25 protein-coding genes are annotated in these 26,160 nt (G+C 38.3%); 6 read left to right on the forward strand and 19 right to left on the reverse strand.

Features of this window, described 5'->3' with window-relative positions:
* Window positions 1–295 precede the first annotated feature (295 nt).
* The 8 genes from RBU59_RS24140 to RBU59_RS24175 form a co-directional block, all read right to left on the reverse strand.
* Window positions 296–1,180, reverse strand: coding sequence for a polysaccharide deacetylase family protein (locus tag RBU59_RS24140; protein ID WP_308145027.1), 885 nt, complete (start codon window positions 1,178–1,180; stop codon window positions 296–298).
* A gap of 189 nt (window positions 1,181–1,369) precedes the next feature.
* Entirely contained in the window at window positions 1,370–2,686 is a 1,317-nt protein-coding gene (locus RBU59_RS24145) for an aspartate ammonia-lyase (protein WP_308145028.1), read from the reverse strand.
* A gap of 26 nt (window positions 2,687–2,712) precedes the next feature.
* Window positions 2,713–3,912: a [FeFe] hydrogenase H-cluster maturation GTPase HydF gene (gene hydF / locus RBU59_RS24150; protein WP_308145029.1), complete on the reverse strand. Its 1,200-nt coding sequence runs from the start codon at window positions 3,910–3,912 to the stop codon at window positions 2,713–2,715.
* 12 nt (window positions 3,913–3,924) lie between these two features.
* Entirely contained in the window at window positions 3,925–5,343 is a 1,419-nt protein-coding gene (hydG, locus tag RBU59_RS24155; RefSeq protein ID WP_308145030.1) for a [FeFe] hydrogenase H-cluster radical SAM maturase HydG, read from the reverse strand.
* A 391-nt stretch (window positions 5,344–5,734) separates the two neighbouring features.
* Entirely contained in the window at window positions 5,735–6,493 is a 759-nt protein-coding gene (locus RBU59_RS24160; RefSeq protein WP_308145031.1) for an ABC transporter ATP-binding protein, read from the reverse strand.
* 4 nt (window positions 6,494–6,497) lie between these two features.
* Window positions 6,498–8,828 (reverse strand): ABC transporter permease, encoded by a 2,331-nt coding sequence (locus tag RBU59_RS24165; RefSeq protein ID WP_308145032.1) that lies wholly within the window; start codon window positions 8,826–8,828, stop codon window positions 6,498–6,500.
* Between the two features lie 2 nt (window positions 8,829–8,830).
* Window positions 8,831–9,973, reverse strand: coding sequence for a HAMP domain-containing sensor histidine kinase (locus RBU59_RS24170; RefSeq protein ID WP_308145033.1), 1,143 nt, complete (start codon window positions 9,971–9,973; stop codon window positions 8,831–8,833).
* Window positions 9,970–10,656, reverse strand: coding sequence for a response regulator transcription factor (locus RBU59_RS24175; RefSeq protein ID WP_308145034.1), 687 nt, complete (start codon window positions 10,654–10,656; stop codon window positions 9,970–9,972). The genes RBU59_RS24170 and RBU59_RS24175 overlap by 4 nt, the downstream gene beginning before the upstream one ends.
* Before the next feature lie 642 nt (window positions 10,657–11,298).
* On the opposite strand from RBU59_RS24175, the gene RBU59_RS24180 reads away from it, so the two are divergent.
* The 4 genes from RBU59_RS24180 (at window position 11,299) to RBU59_RS24195 (ending at window position 14,514) form a co-directional block, all read left to right on the forward strand.
* Window positions 11,299–12,237, forward strand: coding sequence for a ketopantoate reductase family protein (locus RBU59_RS24180; protein ID WP_308145035.1), 939 nt, complete (start codon window positions 11,299–11,301; stop codon window positions 12,235–12,237).
* 43 nt (window positions 12,238–12,280) lie between these two features.
* Window positions 12,281–12,646 carry a hypothetical protein gene (locus RBU59_RS24185; RefSeq protein WP_308145036.1) on the forward strand — a complete coding sequence of 122 codons (366 nt, stop codon included), beginning with the start codon at window positions 12,281–12,283 and terminating at the stop codon, window positions 12,644–12,646.
* Window positions 12,647–13,014: 368 nt separating this feature from the next.
* On the forward strand, window positions 13,015–13,806 hold the full coding sequence (locus RBU59_RS24190) for an arginase family protein (protein ID WP_308145037.1): 792 nt from the start codon (window positions 13,015–13,017) through the stop codon (window positions 13,804–13,806).
* A 90-nt stretch (window positions 13,807–13,896) separates the two neighbouring features.
* Complete coding sequence (locus RBU59_RS24195) at window positions 13,897–14,514, forward strand: lactate utilization protein (RefSeq protein WP_308145038.1); 618 nt, start codon at window positions 13,897–13,899, stop codon at window positions 14,512–14,514.
* A gap of 29 nt (window positions 14,515–14,543) precedes the next feature.
* Here RBU59_RS24195 and RBU59_RS24200 read toward each other — a convergent pair whose 3' ends face one another.
* From RBU59_RS24200 to RBU59_RS24220, 5 genes are all read right to left on the reverse strand, one after another.
* Window positions 14,544–14,885, reverse strand: coding sequence for a phage holin family protein (locus RBU59_RS24200; RefSeq protein WP_308145039.1), 342 nt, complete (start codon window positions 14,883–14,885; stop codon window positions 14,544–14,546).
* A 23-nt stretch (window positions 14,886–14,908) separates the two neighbouring features.
* Window positions 14,909–15,217: a hypothetical protein gene (locus tag RBU59_RS24205; protein WP_308145040.1), complete on the reverse strand. Its 309-nt coding sequence runs from the start codon at window positions 15,215–15,217 to the stop codon at window positions 14,909–14,911.
* Window positions 15,207–15,656, reverse strand: a complete 450-nt coding sequence (locus RBU59_RS24210) for an SHOCT-like domain-containing protein (RefSeq protein ID WP_308145041.1) — start codon at window positions 15,654–15,656, stop codon at window positions 15,207–15,209. Before RBU59_RS24210 ends, RBU59_RS24205 begins: the two co-directional genes overlap by 11 nt.
* A gap of 7 nt (window positions 15,657–15,663) precedes the next feature.
* Window positions 15,664–16,053 (reverse strand): DUF2089 domain-containing protein, encoded by a 390-nt coding sequence (locus RBU59_RS24215; RefSeq protein WP_308145042.1) that lies wholly within the window; start codon window positions 16,051–16,053, stop codon window positions 15,664–15,666.
* Window positions 16,054–16,443: 390 nt separating this feature from the next.
* Entirely contained in the window at window positions 16,444–17,142 is a 699-nt protein-coding gene (locus tag RBU59_RS24220; protein ID WP_308145043.1) for a helix-turn-helix domain-containing protein, read from the reverse strand.
* Between the two features lie 153 nt (window positions 17,143–17,295).
* On the opposite strand from RBU59_RS24220, the gene RBU59_RS24225 reads away from it, so the two are divergent.
* Together RBU59_RS24225 and RBU59_RS24230 are read left to right on the forward strand one after the other, a co-directional pair.
* Window positions 17,296–18,669 carry a glycoside hydrolase family 1 protein gene (locus RBU59_RS24225; RefSeq protein WP_308145044.1) on the forward strand — a complete coding sequence of 458 codons (1,374 nt, stop codon included), beginning with the start codon at window positions 17,296–17,298 and terminating at the stop codon, window positions 18,667–18,669.
* Between the two features lie 19 nt (window positions 18,670–18,688).
* Complete coding sequence (locus tag RBU59_RS24230) at window positions 18,689–19,615, forward strand: ROK family protein (protein WP_308145045.1); 927 nt, start codon at window positions 18,689–18,691, stop codon at window positions 19,613–19,615.
* 211 nt (window positions 19,616–19,826) lie between these two features.
* On the opposite strand, the gene RBU59_RS24235 is transcribed toward RBU59_RS24230, so the two are convergent.
* From RBU59_RS24235 to RBU59_RS24260, 6 genes are all read right to left on the reverse strand, one after another.
* A complete protein-coding gene (locus RBU59_RS24235; protein WP_308145046.1) occupies window positions 19,827–20,765 on the reverse strand; it encodes a DNRLRE domain-containing protein in 939 nt (312 codons plus the stop codon).
* A 203-nt stretch (window positions 20,766–20,968) separates the two neighbouring features.
* On the reverse strand, window positions 20,969–22,069 hold the full coding sequence (locus tag RBU59_RS24240) for an LPS biosynthesis protein RfbU (RefSeq protein WP_308145047.1): 1,101 nt from the start codon (window positions 22,067–22,069) through the stop codon (window positions 20,969–20,971).
* 82 nt (window positions 22,070–22,151) lie between these two features.
* Window positions 22,152–23,051: a glycosyltransferase family A protein gene (locus tag RBU59_RS24245; RefSeq protein WP_308145048.1), complete on the reverse strand. Its 900-nt coding sequence runs from the start codon at window positions 23,049–23,051 to the stop codon at window positions 22,152–22,154.
* Window positions 23,052–23,287: 236 nt separating this feature from the next.
* The gene (locus RBU59_RS24250) at window positions 23,288–24,337 is read right to left on the reverse strand and encodes a glycosyltransferase (protein WP_308145049.1); all 1,050 of its coding nucleotides are present in this window, start codon (window positions 24,335–24,337) and stop codon (window positions 23,288–23,290) included.
* A gap of 49 nt (window positions 24,338–24,386) precedes the next feature.
* Window positions 24,387–25,022: an acetyltransferase gene (locus tag RBU59_RS24255; protein WP_308145050.1), complete on the reverse strand. Its 636-nt coding sequence runs from the start codon at window positions 25,020–25,022 to the stop codon at window positions 24,387–24,389.
* A 4-nt stretch (window positions 25,023–25,026) separates the two neighbouring features.
* Complete coding sequence (locus RBU59_RS24260; protein ID WP_308145051.1) at window positions 25,027–26,157, reverse strand: DegT/DnrJ/EryC1/StrS family aminotransferase; 1,131 nt, start codon at window positions 26,155–26,157, stop codon at window positions 25,027–25,029.
* Window positions 26,158–26,160 lie beyond the last annotated feature (3 nt).

Raw genomic sequence — 26,160 nt, forward strand, 5'->3', positions numbered from 1 at the left:
CAATTTTAGAGCTGAATCTTGCCCCTAAAGGAAACTGAAGCTATGAAATTCGTATGAATTGTATGGAATATTTAGATAACTATGTTGTTTCGCAATTACCTAAATATATATAGAAAAGAGGAGAGGGCTGTGAAAAATAAATTTTATTGTTTTAAGAAGGATGTTATTTTAATAAAATTTATTTCTAAACAGCCCTGTAATAAAAATAATAATAAATGTGATTTAGTCTAACAAGCACAATTAGAGGAATTATAATTTACAATTGGATTATGTCGCTCGAAGCATCCGTATTATTTTAATTATCAATAAATTTAAGAGTTTTTAAACCACCCTTTATAAGCTTATCAATTGGCTCATTGTGGGAACGGCAGATCCTTTTTAATCCATATAGGTTTTCCGGATCCTGGTTTATTAGATTTACACCGTAGGTACAGGATAAGGTCGCTTTAAAGCCTAATTTCTTTATGATATTTTCTGTTTTATCATTATATTTTCCATATGGATAAGTGAAGGTGGTTGGAATCTTATGGGTGATTTCTTTTATTTTTTCCTGCAAGGTAGTAAGGTCATACGTGATTACTGTTTCATAATGATCGGCGGATTCATCCTGTTTTTGATAACAGCCGTATCGTCCATTGCGGATTTTATGCAGATCATAGGAATGGTTTTGGATTTCTACAAGTCCGGATTTATCCATTTCATATATCTGATTCCAGGTCATGGAAGCATAATTAATATTATCATCAAATACTTTTGAATAATTGTCCGTACTTTTACCTACGATGGACAAAACTATCTTCATATTATATTTTTTTAATAATGGAAAAACATATTTATATACACTTAAATAACCGTCATCAAAAGATAAGATAATAGGGTTTTTCGGTAATTCCAAACCATAATAAACATAGTCAATCAGTTGAGACATTGTTATGGTGGAATAATTATTATCTGCTAAATATTTCAGATCACTTTCAAATTCGTAGGGGCTGATAACATCTTTCCCGAAGTTGTTATCTTTAACCTGATGATACATTATAATAGGGACACAGACTGCCTGGCTGCTTGAGGATACGGCATTAATACCAATCAGATTTTTTACAATAGAAATTGCTAACAGACCAAATACAATGATTAATAAAAAGATTTTGTTATGTTTTAAACGTAATTTTTTCTGCATATAGAACCACTTGATTGTTTTGTTATTAAAAATTATATGATTTAGAGGTATGTATCTAGTCCGTTATTTTAAAAATTATTATAATTTTATTGCACAGCCGGTTCTATCAGTTGAAAAAACACCAGATTTTTAGTCCGGTGTTTTTTTAGAGTGTTCTATTGGTTAATGTAAGGAATATATATTATTTGGTTAATCAGTAAGCATATCATCCAATAACTGCTTTGCTGACTCTTTGTTTTCTTTACATTGTTCCAGAATACGACTGACGGTTTCATAACCTAACTTGGTGGTATACTCCGTTGCAAAAGCAAAAGAAGAATCAAGCAGTGCAGTACATCTTATTGGGTTTGATTCAATAAGGTCCACACATTTTTCGCGGAAGAGTTTCACTGAGTTCACCAACAGTTCCAGACTTTCTAAGAGTGAGTCTGCTATAAGGGGAAGAAATGCATTCAGTTCAAATTCCCCAAGAGCCGATGCAGTACTGATAGCATAATCATTTGCCATAATACGTATGGCGACCTGGGTTACCATCTCCGGAATTACAGGATTTACTTTACCGGGCATAATGGTACTGCCTAATTGCATTGGTTTTAACCTGATTTCACCTATTGCGTTGGAGTTCATTAGGCGGAAATCACCTGCTATTTTCATCATATTCACAGCAAGCGCTTTTAATAGACCGGAGACTTCCACAAAGACATCATTATTCTGAGTAATATCCAAAGGGTATTCAGAAACAGCCAGACCAATACCGGTTAATTCCCTTAAAACTTCAATAATGCCAAACCGGTATAGTTTATCGGCGTTGGTTCCGGTACCAATTGCGGTGCCGCCTATATTAACCTGGCGTAACCGTTCTTCCACTTTATATAACCTCCACCTGTCACGGGCAATAGCTTGGGCATATGCACCAAATTCCGCACCTAAGGTTACAGGTATGGCATCCATTAACTCCGTTCTGCCAACTTTTTTAATGGAATCGAATTCATTTTCTTTCTTCTGGAGTGCCTCCTGAAGTTTGGCACATTCGTTGCTTAAGGTTCTTAAAATATCAATAGCGGCAATCCGTAAGGCGGTTGGATATACATCATTGGTGGATTGACCCCGATTGACATCGTCAAGTGGATGGATGATATCATACGAGCCGGGGGGATGACCCAAAGTTTTCAGTGCAAGATTGGCAATTACTTCGTTCACATTCATATTAGTGGAGGTTCCGGCTCCGCCCTGAAGAGATTGCGTGATAAACTGTTCATCAACCGCTCCGGTAAGAATAAGGTCACAGGCACTGATAATCGGTGGATAAATTTCTTTTTTATCAGTACCGATGTTGATATAAGTGATTGCCGCTGCTTTTTTAATTTTAACAATGGAATATATTAGGTTAAGGTTAGTGTTTTTGTGGTCTAATTTAAAATTCTCAAATGCCCGTTTGGTTTGAAGTCCATATAATTCGTTATCGGAAAGTTCCCTCTGACCTAATTTATCTGATTCATTTCTCATATAAACTCCGATCTGTCTCTAATATTCTAAAGGAGAGCCTCAAGATGCGGGAAGATTTTAAGGCTTCGTTTTAAAATTCCCTGCATATAGGCTATGGTTACACCATAGTTAGTTATCGGTACACCCTGGTCAACCGCACATTTCATACGGTAACGTACTTCTCGTTCATTTAACATACAACCGCCGCAGTGAATAATCATTTTATAAGGTGACAGGTCTTCCGGAAATTCCGTACCCGATGTAAATTCAAAGGTTATGTTTTTACCGGTATAATTTTTTAACCACCGAGGTATTTTTACGGTACCGATATCATCACATTGGCGGTGATGGGAACATCCTTCTGAAATTAATACCTTGTCTTGGTCCTTTAATAATTCTACTGCTGTAACTCCTTTTACAGAGGTATCAAGAAGTCCCTTGTACCGTGCCATCAAGATGGAAAAGGAGGTAAGGGGAACATGAACAGGCGTATCGGCAGATACTTTTGCAAATACCTGGCTGTCGGTTATTACCATAGCAGGCTCTTTGCCAAGGTTTAAAAGAGTATCCCTAAGTTCATATTCTTTTACCACAATTGCAGTAGCATCGGCTTCCAGGATATCCCTAATTGTCTGCTGCTGGGGTAAAATCAGTCTGCCTTTCGGCGCTGCCTTATCAATTGGGGTTACCAGTACCACAAAATCAGAGGGATGAAGTAAATCAGCAACTATTTTCATTTTTTCGTCATCTGTCGAAGTGATATGTGCTATTTTTTCTTTTAATTCCTGTATCCCAGTCAGATATTTTGCGCTGACATAGATTTCGTTGGATTTTGTAGCAGGAACTGTATCAAGTAAGTCTGCCTTATTATAAACAATAAGATACGGAACCTCTTTTGCAGTAAAAGTATGAATAAGTTCCCGGTCAGTATCCTTAAAACCTTCCAAAGCATCCACAGCCAATATAGCTATATCTGTTTTGTTTAATACCTGTTTTGCTTTTTTTACACGAAGTTCTCCAAGTCCGCCCTCGTCATCAATACCTGGAGTGTCTATAATCATAACCGGCCCCAAAGGAAGTAATTCCATAGCTTTATATACAGGGTCAGTAGTAGTTCCTTTTACATCAGAAACAACAGCCAAGGATTGGCCTGTGACAGCATTTACCAGACTTGATTTTCCGGCATTACGCCTGCCGAAAAAGCCGATATGGATTCTGTTAGCGGATGGGGTTTCGTTAAGTCCCATGGTATACCTCCATTAAAATCTGAAATCACGGATTCCGTTTTCTATTTTCACAAGATGGTCCATACACACTTCACGTACTTTTTCTTTTGGAATATTATTTAATTCAGCTTCAATCAGTTTCTCACCGATTGCCTTAGTTTCCGCTGAAGCATAATCCATCAGATACTCTTTTAAGGTCATGAGTGCATTGGGATGGCAGCAGTTCTGAATCTGGCCGCTTTTACAAAGTGCCATAAAACGATCACCGGTCCGGCCTTCTCTGTAACAGGCTGTACAAAAAGAGGGGATATATCCAAAATCCATAAGCCATTTTACGATTTCATCCAGAGTTCTCCGGTCGCTGACATCAAATTGCTCGGTACGCTCATCTTCCGGTTCCGGTTCATTGTAACCACCGACACTGGTACGGGAAGCACCACTTACCTGGGATACACCAAGACGAATTACTTTCTCTCGAACTTCCTGTGATTCACGGGTAGATATAATCATACCGGTATAAGGTACACAGATACGGATCAGTGCACATAATTTAGCAAAGATATCATCACTAATGCTGTTATCAAAAGCATTCGGATCAATATCATCGGCATGTTTGATACGGGGTACGCTGATTGTATGGGGTCCAACACCATGAACAGCTTCTAAATGTTCTGCATGCATTAAAAGAGCAGCAAATTCATAACGGTATAATTCAAGTCCGAATAATACACCAAGGCCTACATCATCAATTCCGCCCTCCATAGCGCGGTCCATAGCCTCAGTGTGATAAGCATAATTGTGTTTTGGGCCTGTAGGATGAAGATTCTCGTAACTTTCCTTATGATAGGTTTCCTGGAAGAGAATATAAGTACCGATTCCGGCTTCCTTTAATTTACGGTAATCCTCCACCGTTGTTGCTGCAATATTCACATTTACACGGCGGATCGCGCCATTTTTGTGCTTAATACTGTATATGGTATTGATACATTCTAAGATATATTCAATGGGATTATTGACAGGATCTTCACCGGCTTCAATTGCAAGACGTTTGTGCCCCATATCCTGAAGGGCGGTGACTTCCTTAACGATTTCTTCCTGGGTTAGCTTCTTTCTTGCTATATGTTTATTTTTCAGATGATACGGACAGTAGACACAACCATTCACACAATAATTAGACAGGTAGAGCGGTGCGAACATAACAATGCGGTTACCGTAAAAATCCTTTTTGATTTGTTCGGCAAGATCATACATTTTCTGTATTCTCTCCTCATCAGAACAGGCAAGCAGAACAGAGGCTTCCCTATGGGTAAGTCCTTTCCTTAAGCTGGCTTTTTCAAGCAGCTCATCCACCAGTTTCAGATTGTTTTTGTTTGCATCAGCGTAAGCCAGAGTAGCAAGTACTTCTTCGTTGTCGATAAATTCCTCTGCTTTAAGAGATTTTGGATTATACATTATTTTATTTTCCTTTCTTTCGGGTCAGAAATTCTTTCCCGTTAGTTATATTTAACCGGCATAATAATGCCGTAGTTGACTATAAAGGCGGCAAGTCAAAGGCTGGTACTGTCGCAGGAAGTTAAAAAACTATCCTATGATAAAAGGAAACCGGCTTGCCAGACTTTAGCGCTGACGCGCGCTGTCAGGACAATGACAGCTTCCTCTTCCTAAAAATAAAAAATGCGTCACAAAGGACGCATAGATAGATTCTTATTAGAATTAACCTTTCGCCTTAATAATTAAATTTTGGCGTCAGAATAAATTGACGAAATATAAAATTATTAATAATATTTATCATTATATCATTCTGAAAATTGAATGTCAATTCGGTTGTATTTTTAAATCACACCTAAATACCCACGGCCGCCATCCCAGCGAGCACCGTTTCCCATCTTGACTCCATTTCCCTACCACTAAACTTTTGTAGTGGAAGTTCTGAAACGATATTCCCGTCCTTCGTAAACAGAACCCTGTTAGCCATGGCCGAGACTTTGGCGTCATGGGTCACAAGTAATATGGCTGTGCCTTCCTTGTTGATTTCCAACAGTAATCCCATGATTTCTTCCGCTGATTTCGAGTTGAGTGCGCCGGTCGGCTCGTCGGCAAAGAGAATCTCTGGCGAATTTATCAGGGCGCGGCAGATACCGGCTCTCTGGAGTTGACCGCCCGAAACCTCCGTGGTAGCCCTGCTTTCAAGCCCGGCAAGCCCCGTTTTCTTCATCAGGACTTTCGCCTTTTGTGTGAGTTTTGCTGTATCCTTTTTTCCCTCATGCACAGCGGGGAGCATAATATTATCCAAGAGATTCAAGTTTCTCAGCATGGTGGGCTGTTGAAAGATAAAGCCCATTTTTGTCCGCCGAGCATCCGCAAGTACGTTTTCGTTTAGTTTAGATAGTTCGGTATCGCCAAATTTCACTGACCCGCTTGTAATCTCGTCCATACCGCTGAGAGCGAACAGCAGTGTGGATTTTCCAGAACCGGACGGCCCCATTACGGCAACAAACTCGCCTTTTGCTATTTCCACATTTACTCCGTTCAGCGCCATGGTTTGCTCATTACCCTTGCCAAAGATTTTCACAATATTTTTACCTGTAATAATACTATTCATAATTTCAAGACTCCTTAATATGTTCGGAAATTTTTAATGCATAGATGCCGGAAACACCCAGCATGGTGGCGACAATGACGCAACCCGCAATTAGCAGTGGCGAAACGAGATAGACAAACCACGGGTTTACTACAAAACGGAAGGTTGATGCGCCAAAGGAAGAAATGATTGCCACACCGACAAGCTCTCCCAGTGTGTTTGCCAGAATCGTGCCAATGATTACACCCAGTGCCAGCACGATGATAGAGCGCGTAAGATATTGCCCGCGAATATCCGCACAGGTGAAACCTATTGATTTCAATATGGCAATTGGATAACGGTCTTTCGCCACCAACATTTTCATAAACAGCACTGTGACCAGCAGCGTGAGCAGGACAGTTGCCAAGGTTGCAATGGCGGAAGTCATTTGAATTGCATCCCGTATCGAACCGAGCATCTGCCGAGTGCTTTCGTCAATGCTGGTAACCTTGGCAAAAGAGAACTGTTCACTGTATTGGGATACTGCAGTCTCCACACTCTGGCGATCGCGAAATGTAACCGCAATGCCGACACTCAAAACATTTGTGTTATTTGCGTCAAAAATGGCTTGTGCCGTTCGACCACCATTGGTGACATCAGAATAAATCCCACAGACCGTCAGGTGTTTTTCCGCACCGTCAACGATTAAAATAATTTCATCCCCAACGGTTTTTTCAAGGTCTTTGGCATTAAGGACGGAGAGGGCAAGTTCCGATTCCGATTGCGGTTCATGCCCCTTGGAGTAGGTGATAGGAAAGACGGAATAGTCACCAAATGTCACCCGCAGCTTCTCAATCGTACCGTTGTCCGTTTTCCGGTCTAGCATTATGCTGGTAAACAAAGCATACTTTTCAACATTTTTGTCCTCCGCAAGCACATCAGCAATCTCCGCTGCCTTCTCCGCAACGTCCTCCACCTGTGTTCGCATCACCCCGATATTAACGTCGCAAATTCCCATGCCCATATAGGTGATGAAGCTTTGTGCAGAAATGGTGCTGCTGATATTTTGCGGTACAATCATAATGAATGAGGAAATGATCAGTACCATCAGCATGGTAATATACAGCTTTTTCCGAGAAAGAACATCCTTGATACCAAGAAAGACATTCCGGGAAAAAAGCCTGTTATGACTTAGAAGGAAGGTTCTGTTCGATTTTGAATTTTCCTTCGGAGAACCGAACCGTATTGCCTGAGCCGCGGATATTTTACGGAATCGTCCTAACACCCCGTTCACATACAGCAGGACAGCCCCGCAGATTACCATCGACCCTAAAAGACCCCAGAGCAAGCCAGGTAGCAAGCTTCCGCTTTCACCCATGTACAGGTGGATGTTTTGCATGAAAGGCGTTTGCAGCGGCAGAGAAGCCAGAAAGCCCAGCACGCAGGCTGCCCCCGCGATAGCGCCGTATTTCGCAAGGTAGAGCCTTTTAATCTGTGATACCCGTATCCCAACGGCCTTCAGGACGCCTATTTCCTTATAATCCTCTTCAATTTTAGCCAGTAGTGTAAAGCGGATGCACAAAAACGCCACAAGGATAACAAGGATGCCTATCAACACCAGCACGGCAATCATAATGCCGTCCGTAATGCCATTTATCATTTTCACTTGATTGTAAGTGATAGCAGGTGGGCCGTTTGCGGGAAGTCCCGCGTCAAGATAAGCTGCCTCGAAAGCAGGGAAGGAAACCTCCTCTGCCAGACGGAATTCAATAAGGTATTCTAACTGTCCAAACTCACGGATTTTTTCAAAATCCGCTTGGCTCACGAGGAACCGCTTGGAGCTTACCAGTGCCGCGTTCATGGCGGAATCCCGTAAAAAACCCGCCACGGTAAAGGAAATACCGTGGATTGTCACTGTATCTCCAAGTGCTGCGTTTCCTTTCTGCATGTAATAAATGGGAACATAGATTTCGCCGTCGGCAGGATGAATGACTTCGCCGTTTAAGTTAAGCAGAAAATCGAATTTTTCGCCCTGTACTGATAGGCCGTTGTCCTGTATACTTCCGGCAAGGGAGTCATCCCCGATGACAATGTCCGCGCCGTCAATGTTGAGAAACTCAAGTACCTGATAATCCTCTACGCTGTCATTAGCTTCCTCGTAACTCTGTAACTGTTCCAAATCTATGTCACCTGTGTGCATCTGCATGAAATGGAGTGACTTTGCCGAAAGGAGCATATTGTCGATCGCGCCAAACAGGTTTACCGTAAGGGATGCAGATAAGGCGGTCAGCATGGCGGCAACGAGGATAAAAGATGCAATTGTTGCTGTAATTAATTTACTTTTGCGCATATCGTTTTTGATAAATCTTAGATACATATTCAACCCTCCATCTTTTTGCTGCCTGAAACTTTTGGAAAACTCAGGACAAACATCTTAGTATAAGGAGAGGGTGCGTCAATTAGTTCAACCTCGCCGGAATGCTGTTCCATCACTTTTTTCACAATGGCAAGCCCAAGTCCTGTTCCACTGCTGGTACTTCTTGAATCACTGCCGGATACAAAAGGCTCGAACAGTTTTCCGTTGATAGCCTCCGGGATGGCCGCTCCGTTATCGGCAATTTGTATCTTAATACGACCGAGTTCTTCTGTAATCCCCACAGACAATAAGCTACTCACCGGGTTGTGGTGGATGGCATTCGTCAGAAGATTCCCAATGGCACGGCTGGTTTCCAACGAATCCACCATGTAAAACATGGGTTTGTCCGGCAACCGCAGCTCTAATTTCATCTGTTTGCTTTCGATTTCACCAAACAAAGTGGCGCAAGATACACGCAGCAACTCTACAAGGTCAACTATCGCCAAATTCATCTGGTATTGCGGCATACCCAGCTTGGAATAGGAAAGCAACTGGTCTATCAATTGGTTCATCTGCGCGGATTTCGCTTTAATTGCCAGATGGTATTCCCGTTGTTTGTCCGGGGTCTCTACCATATCATTTGCCAAGGCTCCCGCGTATCCGGAAATCGTTGTTATAGGGGTTTTTAAGTCATGGGCAATATGGGAGAACATTTGCATTCTCTCATTTTCCATGGTCAATCGCGTTACTTCGGAGTCTTTCAGCTTTCGTACCATATAATTGAAAGCATCACGCATTTCCTCAAATTCCTTTTCTGTTTCAAAGTCCAGCGTAGTGTCTAAGTGACCAGCCATAACCGCATTAAAACCTTCCTGCATTTTCTGTACTGGCTCCATGATTTTTCTGCTGATTTTGCGCCCAAAAAGGACTATTCCTATAAAATATACAATAATGGTGATAAGATTCCAGATAACAGAAAGTGTGATTTGCAGTTTTTTTGTCCCCTCAGCCAGCGGGGAAGACGCCAGTTCCGAGAAGTCCAGCCCATTATTAAATGTAAACAGACTTAATAAAAACTCCAATACCAGAAGCGTAAGAGCAATGCCAATGGTATAGCCTATAAAACTGCGCATAATAACTTTTTTAAAGCTACGCTTTTTTTTCATGTACACACCTCCAGACGATATCCTAATCCCCGGACGGTTCCGATGGATACCGTGCAGTCTCCGGGAAGTTTGCTGCGAAGCTTGCTGATGGCGACCATCACTGTATTGTCATCCACAATGGCTGCCTCCTGCCATCCAGCTTCATAAATCTGTTGTTTGGTGTATACACGTCCGGGACTTTGCATGAACAGCTTCATCATATTAAATTCCGTAGCGGTAAGAGGAATTGTTGTCCTGCCAAAACTAAGTGTGCAAGCAGAAACATTCATACACAGCTCACCTGCTATCAATAAAGGAACTTCGGAATCCGCTGTGCCTCCGTCATAACGGCGTAACTGAGCTTTGATTCGGGCGATGACCTCCAAAGGATCAAAAGGCTTTGTAACATAATCGTCCGCACCAAGGTCAAGCCCCAATATTTTCTCATGATTTTCCGTTTTGGCACTCACGATAATAATGGGAAGATTACTGCGCTCTCTCAAATCTTTGATAAGCTGATAACCGTCAAGCTTTGGCATCATAATGTCAATGACAGCCAAATCAATTCGCGCGGACGCAGCCTGCTTAAGCGCCTCCGCGCCATTTTCAGCCTGTATCACAAAATAGCCATCCTTTTCTATATATAACCGCAGAAGCTCACGAATTTCCTTTTCGTCATCTACAATAAGAATCGTTTTATTCATGGTTTCACCTCTCTCTTGCTCGTCATACCCTCGAGCTGTAAGTTCATTATAGTTGCCCAACCTTTCAGTTAAACATGGTTAATCTTAACATTACCTTAAGTTAGTTCAATGTTATTGTATTGCATTGTACCTAACAGGTCAATGAAGAGTATTGATTCTTAATCCTAACCATTTGGAGAGCCTACCCAAACACGACTTATGTTACATCATTCGCGGGTGCTCAATCCTTGTTATATTTAGTAAGGATGCTCTCCTTTCTTATTGTTTAATGGCAAATTTTGATATATAATTAAATGTATTTGTAAGATGTTACTTAGAATGACATCTGCTTAAAAATTAAAGAAGATAGAATGAGTCAGTCATTTGAAATACTATAGGGATGCTTACAGTGTTTCTCCTAAAGAAACTTTGAATATTTTTATTGCATATAATATCTATAAAGCAGGAGAGTGTATAAAAATTTCAATTTCGGATTCCGTAATTATGCAAATATAGAAAATATATTCTATAGGATGAGGTTGGGGTCAAATAGCCCCTCAACCTGCGTTTAATGAAATACATCACTGGTATTCATTCAATCAGCAAAATTGACCTTTTCATACTCGAATCCTAAAATATATTGTAAGAGCAAAGGAGATCATTATGGAAATTAAAAAAGTAACCTTAATTGGGTTAGGAGCTATGGGTGTATTTTTCGCACCAAAGTTAAGCGAATATCTGGGTAAAGAGAATTTTAGAGTACTTGCTGACGGGGAAAGGAAAGTAAGATTACAAAACAAAGGTGTGACGGTTAACGGAATTACATATAAATTCAATATTATTTCACCCCAAGCAAAAGAGGATACAGCCGACCTTATTATTATGGCGGTAAAAGATACAGGTCTTAATCAGGCAATTCTGGATATTCAAAATCAGGTGGGGCCACATACGCAGATTCTTTGTGTTATGAATGGAGTTGACAGCGAAGAAAAAATCGCAGCAGTTTATGGATGGGAACATGTTATGTATTCTTATATGCGGGTCTCCATCGTTATGAAAGACGGTATGGCTGATTATAACCCGGAATTAGGCAAGGTGTATTTCGGAGAGTCTAAAAATAAGGAATTAACCGATCGGGTAAAAGCAGTAAAAGGATTATTTGAAGCCAGTAATATAGCATACAGTATCGAGAAAGATATGATTCGGGGAATGTGGTTTAAATTTATGTGTAATATCGGAGAAAACTTGACCTGTGCTATGTTGGGGATTCCTTTTGGAGCATATCAGGTAAGTGACCATGCGAATGCAATCAGACGTAAAGCCATGTGGGAGGTAATCACAATAGCTAACCGTCTTGGCATCGATTTAGGTGAAGAAGATATAAAACATCAGGAACTTACGATACAAAATTTGCCGTTTGCCAATAAACCATCTTCTCTGCAGGATCTGGATAACGGTCGAATGACAGAGATTGAAATGTTTGCAGGTAAGGTTGTAAAACTAGGCGAAGAATTAGGAATAGAGACTCCTTTAAACTGGGTGTTTTATCATGGTATAAAAGTATGTGAGGAAAAATTCCAGGGAAAATTTAATAAAAAGTAAATATAACATAAAAATCTTGCTAAAAACTATATGGAGGCAGAGTTTGATTCAAAAGAAGAAAGATAGAATAACCATTATTATATTAAGTATATTTTATATAACTATTGGATTGGGGTTTTTGTTTGGAGGTGCATCCTCTGACATTAGATTCTATGCTTTTGATAACTTATTTATCAGAATTAACGGAATTTTTTTAATAGTATCATGCATTGGCCTTTTATTCAAAAAAGAAATTGCAAGAAAAGGAATAATATTATCTCTTGTTCTGGCCGTTGTTGAAATTTTTATTGGAGTACCAAAAGAGAGTGAAATACAGAAGATGATAAATGATATTTGTATCATGCTAATGATTTATGTTCCGGGATTAATATATTTTATTGTCATAAAAAATCGGAATTATTTTAATTAGTAGTATTTATAACCTTTCTGAAATAGCCGGAAATAGGTAAATAAGTTACTGTTCACACCCCTGCAAAAAACAGCAGTGTTGTGAACAATAACACGCTTCGCGATGCACACAAAACGCAAGAGCAGCGTTTTGGCGCTGCAATTCTCCGGTTTTTTTGTGACAATGCATTCACAAAAAACACGTCGCGTTTGTTACCTGTGAATAGTAACGTAAATAATATTAAATAGCTGTATATTTTAGTATAAATATTGAATTTCAGGCAATAAATGTTTTATAATGTTTGATATAAGAAATTATGCAGGAACTTCAAAACTAGACTGACCGGTTTATAACTGACCTTTAATAGTTATTTCCAGGGGGTGTTTATTATGAAAAATCCTATCATAGTTATGAATTTTTCAAATGTATATGAGAAAGAGAATTTTTATAAAGATCAAGAGTTTCAGTGGATAGATTGTAAGAATATATCTGGAACGAATTGTTACTGTGACGAGATAGCAGAAAATGAACTAAGAAAGTTAATGAATCCGTATTCACCTTATGGAATCCATTTTATTGATTCCGGTAATTATCATTATGTAAGTAAACTATGGGTAGATAAGATTACTGAACCATTTTCACTTATGTTATTTGATCATCATACGGATATGCAGCCGCCTGCATTTGGCAATGTACTGTCCTGCGGATCATGGGTTAAGGATATTATGAACCATCCCTGTTTAAATAAAGTTTATTTATTGGGGATAGACGAGAAATATATCTTTTCAGTACTTAATCTATATAAAGATAAAGCGGTATGGTTTTCTGAAAGAGAATTAGAGAATAAAAAGACATTGAAGTGGTTTAAAAATCTACATAAAAAAGAAGCTATATACATTTCTATTGATAAAGATATATTAAGTCCGGAGACAGTAAAGACGAATTGGGATCAGGGAAATGTATCGTTAGAAACTTTGTCAAACTTATTAAGAATTGTGTTATATAATCAGAGAATTATCGGTATGGATATATGCGGAGAATGTTCTGATGTATTACAAAACGGCAGGGATACTAAATTATTTCTGAATCATGATAAAGTTAACTTATTTTTATTAAAAGAATTCTTACATATGGAACATCTGTATCAAATCAAAGAAAGCAGCGGTTATAATTCCAGATAAAGATAATTGTGAAACTAAATTGCAGTATATTATTAGTATATTTTAGGTTACGCAATTCCTGATTTAAATAAAATGAAGTGAGTGGTAGTGATGGAAGTTAAAATAGAAAAAGTAATCTCCAATTTAAATAAAAATAATATGGCAGGATATTTTGTAAACAGCGCAAAAGAACTTTTTGTGCTGCTTACAAAATTGATTCCGGAAAGATCGACTGTAGGATGCGGAGATTCTGTTACATTAGAGGAATTAGGAGTATATGATTTTCTTCGAAGAGAAAATTATATTTTTTATGATAAATTTGTACCTGCTTTAACTTCGGAAGAGAAGCGGCAGATTTATCTGAAAAACTTTACTGCAGATACCTTTATGACAGGTACCAATGCAATTACTGCTGACGGTAAAATCTTTAATATTGACGGTAATGGAAGCCGTGTAGCGCCAATGTTATACGGACCGGAACAGGTGATTGTAATTGTTGGTATTAACAAGCTGGCAGAAGATGTGGATTCTGCTATAAAAAGAACAAGGCAGATAGCTGCTCCGTTTGACGCAAAAAGGCTGGGCAAGGAAACTCCATGTGTTACTTTGAACAGATGTATTGATTGCGGGCATAAGCAGCGTATCTGTAATGACTTTGTCTTAATTACCGGTCAGTTTATAAAAGATCGGATAAAGGTTATCCTAGTAAATGAGGATTTGGGATATTAGTTAAAGGGTGTAAATAGTCAAAAAATGGATTAGGCTTTGTTCATATCCCGGAACAGGTGATACAGGATTGTAATAATAAATGCTGCCAGTAAAGAATTTAAAAATCCGTTCATATTTACATCTGATATAAAATGGTCAGCTATCATTATAGTCCATGCATTTACAATAAAAGTGAATAAACCAAGGGTCAGGATGCTGAACGGCAGGGTAATTAACAGCAGTACCGGTTTAACTATTAAATTAATGACTAATAAGACTAATCCCATAATCAGTAACGAGGAAATATCACCGATATATATACTATCTATTACGGTTGATAATAAATATATGGTTAATATAATTGATAAATATTTAAAAAAAAGTTTTGACATAATAACCTCCTGCGGAATAGTCTTTATCTGATTTTAATGGATACCCTCATACGATCAGCCGTGACGTCGACAAGATCGTAAGGTTCACCATCAACTAGGGAATCCAGCAATATGATTATCATTTCCACAAGATTTTTTATTGTATATACGGAAACCGAGCTGGAACTTATAAGTGACTTGGATACAAAAAGGCATATAACAGCCAACAAATCAAAGGTACAATCCAATATCTCAGTGAACATAAATAATGGAATGGGAAATGAAAACGCAATATATGGATTTTTATCCATCTGTAGTTTAAACCATATAATCCGGAGATTTCTATTCCACATAGATATTAACCTTCACCATTGCTTTATGTGTTTCATCCCATGCTTCCACATCAACTATATTGGGATCGTCCAAAGTGCCGTTAATAATTTCCTCAATGATATGTGCAAAATCCATACTGGTAATATCTACACCTTTGGCGGCCATTTCCTTACGTGCGTCAGCAGGTACCATGGCGGTCATTTTATCTGCAATTTCGCCGATTGTAGTCAACAGGCGAAGAGGTACATTGACGTTGACATTGACCGTATGATTATCGGAAGTAACTTTTATTTTTAAATATTTATAGCTTCTTTTTACACTTGGTACCATAACCGCGGGTATTTCCGCTTCTTTATTTGCATTAAGTGCGTCTAATAATTCCAACCCCTCCGTGGCTGTAATCTGACCCTTTTCAATCATTTCTAATATTCTAAGTTGTTCATTCATAAATAATACCATACCTCTCCTATAAATTTTTAATTTTTTCTGTAGCTTCTTTTGGTGTAATCTCACCTTTTGATAACTGATCCAGGATTTCATTCCGCAGTGCTGCTTTATCATCATTTTCTTTCGCAGTATCTTTCCCAGGTACTTCAAATCCAAGTCCTCTGATAACCGCATCTAATTTGCCGCGTACGGTAGGATATGAGATGCCAAGTTCTTTTTCTACATCTTTAATATTACCCCGGCATCGGATAAAGACTTTAACAAACTCAAGATCATCTTCCGGAAGTCGGCAGAATTCACAAGGTTGAAAGTCGCCTTCGATGGCTGTGGAACACCTGGGACAGCCCAGTTTTGTAATTGTCAGTTTCTCGCCGCATACCGGACATTTTCCTGGAGCTTTATATTTCATTACTTTGGCCTCCTAATATATTTTGTTGGTATTAATATACTCCAAAAGATTAAAATTGTCAATGATTAAATTAATATTTTTAATTAAAAAATTAATAATATTAATTTTGACATTAAAATAATTAATATTATTAATAAATGATGAAAATAATAAAAAAGCAAATAATAAAAAATAATAAAATAAGTTATAAAAGTGTAAGTTTCTAATGTAATTAAAATGATCGTTATATAAATGCTTAATTTCAGAAGCCGGAAGACAACGATTCAGCAGATGTTTCTTATATTGGTATATTGCGAATAGTTCAGCTGTTAGAACTAGAAATAAGGAATCTGATTTATAAGGTTTGTGTTCTTAAAAAAGTAGAAGAAATGGGTTAAGATATCATATTCTTTATTTGCATCCACGAACAAATTCCTGGGGTGAACAGGAATTGACAATACGAAACACCTTGGAGAAATAGGAGACACTGCCAAATCCCAGCATATCTGCTACCTCGGATATGGAATAGCTATCTTCGTGAAGCATGCTCCTTGCTTCTCTGATTTTTTTATCCCTTACATAGTGGGTAAGGGATATTCCTGTTTCTGATTTGAATAAAGCTGACAGGTAGCTGGGGGTTAATTTTATGGCGGCTGCAACATCCCTAAGACTGCAGGGTTCATAAAGGTGCTGATTAATATAACGAATCGCTCTTCGGACCGGCAATGTATGTGTTTCTTCTCTTCCGATATGTACCAATTCAGTATAATGATTCAAAATCTCATTCTGAAAATCATGCCAGTTATTAATATCTACGCCTGTCTCAATTTTATTTATATAATAATCGCTAAGCGCATAGCAGCGCTCATCATCTGCACCTAGATCGGCAGCGTAACGGCAAATTACTGCAACCATACATATCATGCTGTTTTTTGCTGACCTCAGAGGCTGTGATGCCAGGGGAAATTCATGCATTGTCAAATCATGTAACGGGACATCGTTCCCTTGTAAAAATTCCGTGATGATTTTGTGCTCATAAGATCTGGAATAATGTCCGTAACTGGACATCAGTATTTGTTTCACTGCTTTTTCTGTTTCTCTTCTACTCATAAACCACCTCAAAATAATTACAATAATCTAAAAATATTACAACTATCATAGCAAAGAACCGCTACAATTACAATAGAATAGTCAGTGTTGGTCTGATTAAAATAGCTAAGGGACATTGACATATCTAAATCATAATCAGAAGGAGTGTTTTGTATGGGTGTATTAGTAAAAGATTTTATGTGGGGTGGTTCTGTATCAAGCATGCAGACCGAGGGTGCCTGGAATATAGGCGGAAAAGGACTCACGGTTTATGATCTTCAGGAAAAGACTAAATCAGGGTCAGACTGGAAAGTAGCCATTGATTTTTATCACCGTTATAAAGAGGATATAGCTTTGTTTGCAAAGATGGGTTTTAATGCTTATCGTTTCTCACTAAGCTGGGCGCGAATACTTCCAGATGGAGAAGGTGAGATTAACGAAGAGGGATTAGACTTTTATGATCAAGTAATTAATGAGCTTTTAAAATATAATATTGAACCGGTGGTATGCCTCTATCATTTTGATATGCCAGCTGCATTAATGAAGAAATACGGAGGCTGGACGGGAAGGAAAACCGTTGATGCATTCAAGAAATATTCTGAAATAGTAATAAGACGATTTGGAACCAGGGTAAAGTACTATATTCCGTTCAATGAGCAGAATGCAGCTCCTCTAATTTCTGCTATGAACCTGCCGGAAGATACACCGGAGCTTGATAAGAAACGCATCATTGCGGTTAATATGCATCATATGTTTTTAGCTTCCGCTTCAATCAGCCATATCCTGCGCAAATATGCCCCCCATGCCAAAGTAGGCGGGATGGTCAATTTCACACCCTTTTATCCTGCCAGTTGCAGACCGGAGGATGTATTTGCTGCTCAAAAAGCAAACAGAGGGTACAACTATCAGACGCTTGATGTATTAGCAAAAGGCGAATACCCTGCGGACTTACTTCATGAATGGAAAACAACCGGAATAACACCTTCGTTTGAGTCAGGGGATATGGAATATATAAGACTTGGTAAAATGGATTTTCTCGCCCACAGCTATTACATGTCCGCACCGGTAAAGGCCGGAGATGAAAATGCGGGAATATCAATCATAATGAAATTGATTATGAACCCAATAAAAAACAAATATCTGGAACAGACAGAATGGGGTTGGACCATAGATCCCGTTGGTATACGTCTGACAGTGAAGGAAATATACGATCGTTACCAGCTTCCGGTTTTTACCATAGAATGCGGTATCGGTGTGAATGAGGAACTGAATGAGAAACAAACGGTAGAGGATGATTATCGTATTGAGTATTTCAAAAATCATTTGAATCAGCTTAAGCTGGCTGTTTCTGAGGATGGCGTCGACCTAATGGGATTCCTGACCTGGGGCCCCATTGATATTTTAAGTTCCCAAGGAGAGATGAAGAAGAGATATGGTTTTATCTATGTCAATCGTACCGATACGGATCTTTTAGATCTTGCCCGTTATAAAAAGAAAAGCTTTGAATGGTTCAGAAATGTGATTGCCAGCAATGGGGAAGAATTATAAGGTGAGATGAGGTGCAGACATGAATAAACTGGTTTTGGATATTGGGGCAACAAATACAAAATTCGCATTAATGAGTACAGATGGTAAAATCCTTGAAAGAGAAAAGGTGCCTACCGTATATAGTTCTGTGGACGAATACTTTGATAATATGGTGGGTATCGTAACGAAATATAGTCATCAGGCTGATGAGATTGCAATCAGTACTAATGGCAGGATGTGTACCGATGGAGACACCTATAGGGCTTATATTATGAAGCTGCTTCAGGGAATCAATCTGAAGAAAGAGATGGAGTTAAGAACCGGACTTTCTGTAACCGTATTAAATGATGGGTTCTCAGCAGCCCTTGGAGAATGGTGGAAAGGTGCGGGAAAAGGAACTAAAAATCTTCTGGTAATAGTCCTTGGAAGCGGTATGGGAAGTGGTCTTATTCTTAACGGGAAACTCTATCAAGGCTCTAAGTTAAATGCAGCCATGGTGTTTGGTATGATAAATACCTATGGCAGAGACAAATATGATATGGCAGGAATTACAACCGCTTTTGCACTGCTCCTATACAAGCTTTCTGCCATAAAACAGATACCTGTGGAAGAGATGACAGGACAGAGATTCTTCGATTTTATAGAGGAAGGCGACCCGATTGCTATTGGAATGCTTAATCAGTATTGCCAGAGCATTGCCGGAATTGTCTATAACTCTGCCATGCTTCTGGATTTGGACAGTATCGTTATTACCGGCGGACTATCCGCCCAGGGCATTATAATAGAGAACGTCAACAAAAAATTACTTGAGTTACCTCAAAAGATTATGCAAGGTCAAGAAGTTGCCAGATTGCTTAAGTTGGCTAATGTGGATGCCAGTGATTTTCAGATACAGGTAAAAAAAGGCGAGTTGGCTCTTGACGCAAATCTTTATGGGGCCTTATATTTCCTTCTTAATAAGGAATAAAATAATAGTGTAGTAGTATAGTGTTAGACTTTACGAACAACTATGTTTATAAGCCATTCTTTCTAATAAGTACGTCATAATATGTTCCGCAAAAATAAAAAACAGAGCAGGGTATACTTGTTCTATATACTCTGCTCTGTAAGAAGCATCTGTTCCTATGTCTTAATTAAAAGACATTGAACATTTTCATTTCTTTATTTATTAATAATAGTTAATCAGAATCGCTAATAACTGTTATGATTGATATATTTGCCTGTACTGGTATATTAGCATATAGTATGCTTGCACCGGATTGATTTACCAGTGTAATGGTAACGGGTTCATCGGCAACGGTAAAAAATCCGTCGCCATCCACCTGTCCGGTAACATTCGGTGAATTACCCAAAGCAATCGTGTTGCCGTTCGCAAGTAAAGCGAATACCATATTAGATGGGCCAGCCGAACCATCTGTTGTAACCCACCAGCTTATATAATAATTGCCGGGTTCTGAAATGGTAAATTCTCCGGTCTGAAGATTGTAAGAAATACTTTCAGACTGATCGGTTATAGTAGTATCAAATATTACATTAGCTTCATTAGCAAGTATGACACCTGGGCTTTGCTGCAACTGTGCCTGGATTCCTGTCAATTCACCAGGCTCTTTTTGGCCATAGGTCACAACCAGCTGTGGTTCAAAATCAGCGCCGCTTAGTTTCCCGCCAAAAAGTACGGATGTTATTCCATCAGGATTAGTTAATGCTAAACCATAATTCGGGGCTGCTCCGGTAAGCCATTGATTTACCAGAGAAGTAACAGAAATTTCAATATATTTCAACTGTTCGTCAGATGATATTTCTGTCGTAATCCCAGTCGGTTCATAGGAAGGCTGGGTATTATACGTTACAGTATTTATATCGTAATTAGAGGTTACTCGATTTACCACAATTGGGCTGGGTGTTGCACCGTCTTTTGTGAAAACGAATAAGCGAAGTGTGGCACTGGTTACAGGTGCAGAGGGTAAAGAGGATAAATCAAATTTAATAAAGCTTATACTGTTCTGATAAACTGAATGAGTGCCGACTGCAATAACAGCACTTGCAGACAGATTATATTCTGCTAAAGCACTTGATACAAAAGTGGTACCAGTAGAAAGAAAGGTTTGGGTCGTCAAAGTAGTCAACTCCTTTCTGGGACAATTTAGGGTAATCTACTTAATGTAAATAGTATATTACCATTATAATATATTCGACAGTAGGTAAAAATGTTCAGGTATGCTTATTTTATGGGTAAAAAGAATAGAGATGAAAAGAAAAAGGATTTTTTTGATGCTTTCAGGTGGTTTCACACCTGAAAGCTAAGAAATGAGATTTAATTTTACAGGAATTGCTGTAATATAGCAGCTCTTTGCCCCATCTGTTTATTAAAGTCAAATACCTCTTTGAATTTAGCCTGGCCATTTGCTGATAACTGATATAATTTCTGTGGATCATAGTAATATTCCAGAATATTTGCTGTAATAGCATTCGGGTCAAGGTTAATAATGAACAAGTCTTTTCTATGCTCAAAATGGGCATTCTGGTTTAACGGATCAGTACAAAATACACCAACACCATTTAAACCGGCATCGATACAACAGCCAGTAGGAAAACCGTCAAAGTTTTTGCCCGGTATCAGGACAAAAGCAGCATTTGGTGACACGATAATATCCATTCCTGAGTAAAAACTCGGGAAGAAATTATGATCTTGTAAGCCGTAGAACGTAATTCTGTTTTCTAAACCGGTAATATCCAGATCCGTACGGTCGTAATTCCCCACTACATGGAACATAATATTCGGGGCTACCGCCGCCAGCTGTTTACAGGCGTTTATGAAAAGGGGATAGCCTTTATCAACGCCCTGAGCCATATATTTATGAGACACGAAACAGATATCAAAGGTTGCTTTTTCCGTACCATAATGTCTTTTTGGCGGTGTAGACAAAAAATACTGGGGATGGGTAACCAGACCATAAATATAAGCAATTTTATCCGGTGTTACAAACCCTCTGTTTAAAATAAAATCATAAGTTGCTTTCTGGGTTATTATTACTTTTTTTAATAATGGTGATTGCAGGACTTTTATTAATTTTGCGTCAACTTCCGGGTCATTGAACCAGAAGGCTCCGCCAGGATACAATTCAAAAATAAATGGTTTTTGAAACATATCAAACATAAAGTAAAATGCATATGCATTATTTAAAAATACAGTATAAAATAATGAGGTAGATGCACCCGTCCAGTCGTATTGGGTTACAGGTTTAACCCTGTTCGCAAACTGCGGATAAGCAGCTACATACTTAGCATAATGCATATCATAATTAGTGGAGATTATTTCACTGGCAGGAAACCTCTCCAGATAATAATTAAACTCAGATACACGAAAACCTGTAGTCAAATTTGGGAAATAGTCGTCAAGTATTGTTAAATTACCGCTCATTAAGTCTTATACCTCCATTCTTATTTATTCGATAAGTAAGGGCTGAGCCCTTGTTGCTTCTTTTTATAGGTTTTTTATTTTGTTAATTCGCATTTTCTGCATAGTAATTGAAATTTTCTAAAGCCCAGTCTATATGATACAAATGAGTGGAATAAGACATGGGATCAAGGAGGGATGCGCAATAAACGCTCCTTTTGCCCTGGTTTAGTTCATCAAAATATTCAAAATATTTCCAACGGTTAATTGTAGAAAAATCCAGATTTTTGTGTTTGTTATTACGGAGATCAAAACAGGTGTTAACGTCTCTATTCAGTTTACATAAATGAATTCCCTCGCAATTCTCACAAGGTATGGTCTGGGTCAGATCAATAGGAATATTGGTTGTAAGTCCTGCTTTAAAGGACGTATATTTATTAATTCTAATTGAAATTTCAGCATCACCATAGCAATTTTCTTCACACCAGTATCCTATGGTATCGATCAGTTCAGGTCTTAGACATTGACAATGTCCGGGTACGAAATCACGTATACTTCCTACTTCGTAATGTTTTAACTGATTATAACTTACACCATCTTTCTCTATGGTAACAACCTCCGGTTCATAACCTGGGAGAGGTATAGGTCTTGGAACTCCAAGGAGCCCTACTTCTGGAAAAGTTTCAAAAACCTTCATAAACCGGCTGATCCAGTCAGAAGCGTATAAGTAAACATCACTTTCCAATACGATAAAATACTGGTCAGGCCTTCTCCTGGTCAGATTCAGATTAATAGGGTAAATAGGCCCGAGATTTATAGGAAATCGAGTTCTCGATTTAATACGGCTGTCATTTAAACTTTGAATATACTCCCAGGTATCATCTTGTGAGTTGCTATCAATAATATGAAGCTCAAAATCGTCCGTAGTTTTTAATAATGAATTTAAGTTTCTGAAGGTTAAGCCCATTCTATGAAAAGTGGAATAACTGATTAAAGGTGGTGTCATAATAAACCTCCATTTCATTCCGGTAAGCTAAAAGTTAGTGTTCAGTATTGGTGTCTGGTATAATTATATAGTATGTGGCTCTAAGAGCCGTTGTTACAAAAAAATACAAAAAACCACATAATAAAAACAACTTTCTCTTGGAATAAATACTACACGATTCAAGAGAAAGTTGTTTTGCCTTTATCAAATATAAGCAACCCCTTTTAACATAATTTAACGTTTCACAGTTTTTGCCGTTACTTCGGATTGGAATTCCTGATATAATAATCAAAATTTTCGGAAGCCCATATTTGATTATAATAATGATTTTTCATTGATTCAGGATCATGAACAGAAGCACAATAGGCAGTCCTCTTTCCCGCTTCCAGCTCTTTAAAGGTTTCCTTGTATTTCCATCCGTGTTTTCTTACAAAGGATTCATTGTAATTGGCAGTTTTGCTGAGGGAAAAGCAGGTACGTACACTTTTGCTGAGTTTACAGAAATCTCTGGCCAGGCACTGGTTACAGCCGATATATTGGTTCATATCAATCTCGACATTAGTCAGATATCCAACTTTATATTTAGTGTAATGAACAATTCTGGGAGATAACTCCGCATCACCGTAACCGTTTTCTTCACTCCAATATCCTATTTCTTCAATTAATTCCGGCCTTAGGCATTGTAATTGTCCGGGTACGAAATCAAGGTCTACTCCTACCGTAGCATTTCTTAATTCCAGATAATTAACAGCTCCATTTTCTCTGGCAATAACAGGAGGCAGATATCTTGGATATGGTTTATCTCTCATAACACCAAGCATACCAACTTCCGGAAAAGCATCAAAAACCTCCATAAATTTGGCTATCCAGTTTTTAGTTTTAATAAAGGTGTCACTGTCTACAGTAATAAAAAACTGCCCAGGTTTTCTCTTGGTAAGACTGTAATTTAAGGGGTATATGGGACCAAGATTTAAGGTAAACCGCGTCTTGGACTTTATTCGTTTGTCATTTAAACTCTGGATATAATCCCAGGTATTATCTTTTGAATTACAATCAATGATGTGTAATTCGAAATCTTCTTCAGAATCAAGGATATTATTCAGATTTTTAATTGTAAGTCCCATTCTGTTAAACGTTACATAGTTTATAAAGGGAGGTATTTTAACGATTTCCGTTTTTTTCACTTTCTCGCTTTCCTCCGCCTCATAACATTCTACATAATCATTGCTTTTGCTGAATAACTTTCCTTTTATATCTTTTACCGTATCGGTAAAGCGGTTGATATTATTGCCAAATGCTTGCTTCAATGTCAGCAGTCCTTTCTATCATTAATTAGCTGGTTATGGTTTCGGTTCTTTAAATGGTTCTCCCAGGTACTCCAACGGCAGTACAGTTTTCGGGCAGATCTCTTATGATAACTGCACCAGCGCCGATAATACTCCATTTCCCAACAGTCTTTTTTTGTATTACGATTGCTTTTGAGCCTATTTCACAACCTTCGTGAATACATACATTTCCGGATAAGGTAACATTCCAGTACAGAGAGGTGTAATCTTCTATGATAGTATCATGACCGATACCACAGCCTGGATTAATGCAAACGTGATTCCCTATCTTTGTATTTACGGATATAAAAGAGTTGCAGCAAATGATGCAGCCAGATCCCAATTCACTATATTTATTAACTTTTGCATCAGGGTGTATTAATGTGGCATAATTAACAGGATAAGCAGAAGCTTTTTGTATTATATTATATTTATCCCGCGGATTTCCAAGGGCACATACGGTCCATATTTTGTTTTTCCGGCTTTTTAGTAACCAGTCAAAACTTCCAAGTACCGGCGTGTCATTTATTACGGAACCCTGTTTTTCAACGGTCTCATCTATAAATCCTAATAAGTTCCATGTTTTTTTATCTTTATTTATCTCTTTTATCAACTGGGCGACTTCTTTGCCTAAGCCGCCGGCACCAATGATAACAATGTCTTTCATAAAATCAACCTTTTTGAATAGCTTTTATGATCGCACAGATTTTTTCTACGTCATTTTTTTGCATTCTGCCATGTAATGGAAGGGAAAGTACCATATCTGAGATTTTATTTGCTATTGGAAGATTTTCTTTCTGAGAGGAAGGAAAATCTTTATAACATTGAAAATTGCTGCAAAGAGGATAAAAATATTTTCTGGCAATTACGTTGTATTCTAATAATTTATCATAAAGTTCATCGCGGGAAAGACCATATCCTGCTTTATCAACCCGGATAACGAAATAAGAATAGTTATGATCAACACCATCGATATCTTTACTGGTTATGATTCCTGGTACCTCTTTTAACAGCTGACGGTATAGATTTGTTATTTCTTTTCTGCTTTCGATTTCGCTTTCTACCTGCTTTAACAGTAAAATACCCACAGCAGCCTGGATTTCATTTAATTTTCCGTTGGTTCCGGGTTCCATTACATTTTCACCGTTCCGGATACCAAAGTTTCTTAAGGAATCTGCTCGTTCTTTCTGATACGGATCTTTAAAGGTTAAAGCTCCGCCCTCAATGGTATGGTATATCTTTGTTGCATGAAAACTAAACATGGATATGTCGCCAAAGTCCGCTATGGACTTACCATTCACTTTAACTCCGAATGCATGAGCCGCATCGTACAATACTTTAAGACCATATTTATCTGCAATTTGCTGTATTTTTTCTACATTACAGGGGTAACCAAAAACATGAACAGGCATGATTGCAGTAGTGTTTTGTGTTATTAATGATTCTATTCGATCAGTATTCATATTAAAGGAATCTTCCTCAATATCACAAAAAACAGGTTTTATATTGTTCCAAGCCAGGGAATGGGCGGTAGCTGCGAAAGTGAAGGGAGTGGTGATTACTTCACCGGATAATCTTAAAACTTTACATGCTAATTGTAATGCAACTGTCCCATTGGAAAAAACGGATAGGAAATCAGTGTTTAAGTAAGCTGATAAATCTTTTTCCAACTGTTTTACCATATTTCCGTTATTGCTTAACTGTTTGCTTGCCCATATTACTTTAAGCATTTCATTCATTTCATCCATATCAGGCAGTAAGGGCTGAGTGATATAGAGAGGCTTTGCAAAAGGTTCTAACATCTT

The sequence above is a fragment of the Anaerocolumna sp. MB42-C2 genome, assembly GCF_030913705.1.
Taxonomy (GTDB): Bacteria; Bacillota; Clostridia; order Lachnospirales; family Lachnospiraceae; genus Anaerocolumna.

What these genes read in the sequence shown, in the direction of transcription:
- RBU59_RS24170 (WP_308145033.1), bottom strand. Translation starts at nt 9,973, where the DNA reads ATGAAAAAAAAGCGTAGCTTTAAAAAAGTTATTATGCGCAGTTTTATA.
- RBU59_RS24210 (WP_308145041.1), bottom strand. Translation starts at nt 15,656, where the DNA reads ATGGTATTATTTATGAATGAACAACTTAGAATATTAGAAATGATTGAA.
- hydG (WP_308145030.1), bottom strand. Translation starts at nt 5,343, where the DNA reads ATGTATAATCCAAAATCTCTTAAAGCAGAGGAATTTATCGACAACGAA.
- RBU59_RS24205 (WP_308145040.1), bottom strand. Translation starts at nt 15,217, where the DNA reads ATGTGGAATAGAAATCTCCGGATTATATGGTTTAAACTACAGATGGAT.
- RBU59_RS24245 (WP_308145048.1), bottom strand. Translation starts at nt 23,051, where the DNA reads ATGACACCACCTTTAATCAGTTATTCCACTTTTCATAGAATGGGCTTA.
- RBU59_RS24175 (WP_308145034.1), bottom strand. Translation starts at nt 10,656, where the DNA reads ATGAATAAAACGATTCTTATTGTAGATGACGAAAAGGAAATTCGTGAG.
- RBU59_RS24230 (WP_308145045.1), top strand. Translation starts at nt 18,689, where the DNA reads ATGAATAAACTGGTTTTGGATATTGGGGCAACAAATACAAAATTCGCA.
- RBU59_RS24260 (WP_308145051.1), bottom strand. Translation starts at nt 26,157, where the DNA reads ATGTTAGAACCTTTTGCAAAGCCTCTCTATATCACTCAGCCCTTACTG.
- RBU59_RS24160 (WP_308145031.1), bottom strand. Translation starts at nt 6,493, where the DNA reads ATGAATAGTATTATTACAGGTAAAAATATTGTGAAAATCTTTGGCAAG.
- hydF (WP_308145029.1), bottom strand. Translation starts at nt 3,912, where the DNA reads ATGGGACTTAACGAAACCCCATCCGCTAACAGAATCCATATCGGCTTT.
- RBU59_RS24190 (WP_308145037.1), top strand. Translation starts at nt 13,015, where the DNA reads ATGAAAAATCCTATCATAGTTATGAATTTTTCAAATGTATATGAGAAA.
- RBU59_RS24140 (WP_308145027.1), bottom strand. Translation starts at nt 1,180, where the DNA reads ATGCAGAAAAAATTACGTTTAAAACATAACAAAATCTTTTTATTAATC.
- RBU59_RS24255 (WP_308145050.1), bottom strand. Translation starts at nt 25,022, where the DNA reads ATGAAAGACATTGTTATCATTGGTGCCGGCGGCTTAGGCAAAGAAGTC.
- RBU59_RS24240 (WP_308145047.1), bottom strand. Translation starts at nt 22,069, where the DNA reads ATGAGCGGTAATTTAACAATACTTGACGACTATTTCCCAAATTTGACT.
- RBU59_RS24145 (WP_308145028.1), bottom strand. Translation starts at nt 2,686, where the DNA reads ATGAGAAATGAATCAGATAAATTAGGTCAGAGGGAACTTTCCGATAAC.
- RBU59_RS24220 (WP_308145043.1), bottom strand. Translation starts at nt 17,142, where the DNA reads ATGAGTAGAAGAGAAACAGAAAAAGCAGTGAAACAAATACTGATGTCC.
- RBU59_RS24200 (WP_308145039.1), bottom strand. Translation starts at nt 14,885, where the DNA reads ATGTCAAAACTTTTTTTTAAATATTTATCAATTATATTAACCATATAT.
- RBU59_RS24180 (WP_308145035.1), top strand. Translation starts at nt 11,299, where the DNA reads ATGGAAATTAAAAAAGTAACCTTAATTGGGTTAGGAGCTATGGGTGTA.
- RBU59_RS24225 (WP_308145044.1), top strand. Translation starts at nt 17,296, where the DNA reads ATGGGTGTATTAGTAAAAGATTTTATGTGGGGTGGTTCTGTATCAAGC.
- RBU59_RS24195 (WP_308145038.1), top strand. Translation starts at nt 13,897, where the DNA reads ATGGAAGTTAAAATAGAAAAAGTAATCTCCAATTTAAATAAAAATAAT.
- RBU59_RS24215 (WP_308145042.1), bottom strand. Translation starts at nt 16,053, where the DNA reads ATGAAATATAAAGCTCCAGGAAAATGTCCGGTATGCGGCGAGAAACTG.
- RBU59_RS24165 (WP_308145032.1), bottom strand. Translation starts at nt 8,828, where the DNA reads ATGTATCTAAGATTTATCAAAAACGATATGCGCAAAAGTAAATTAATT.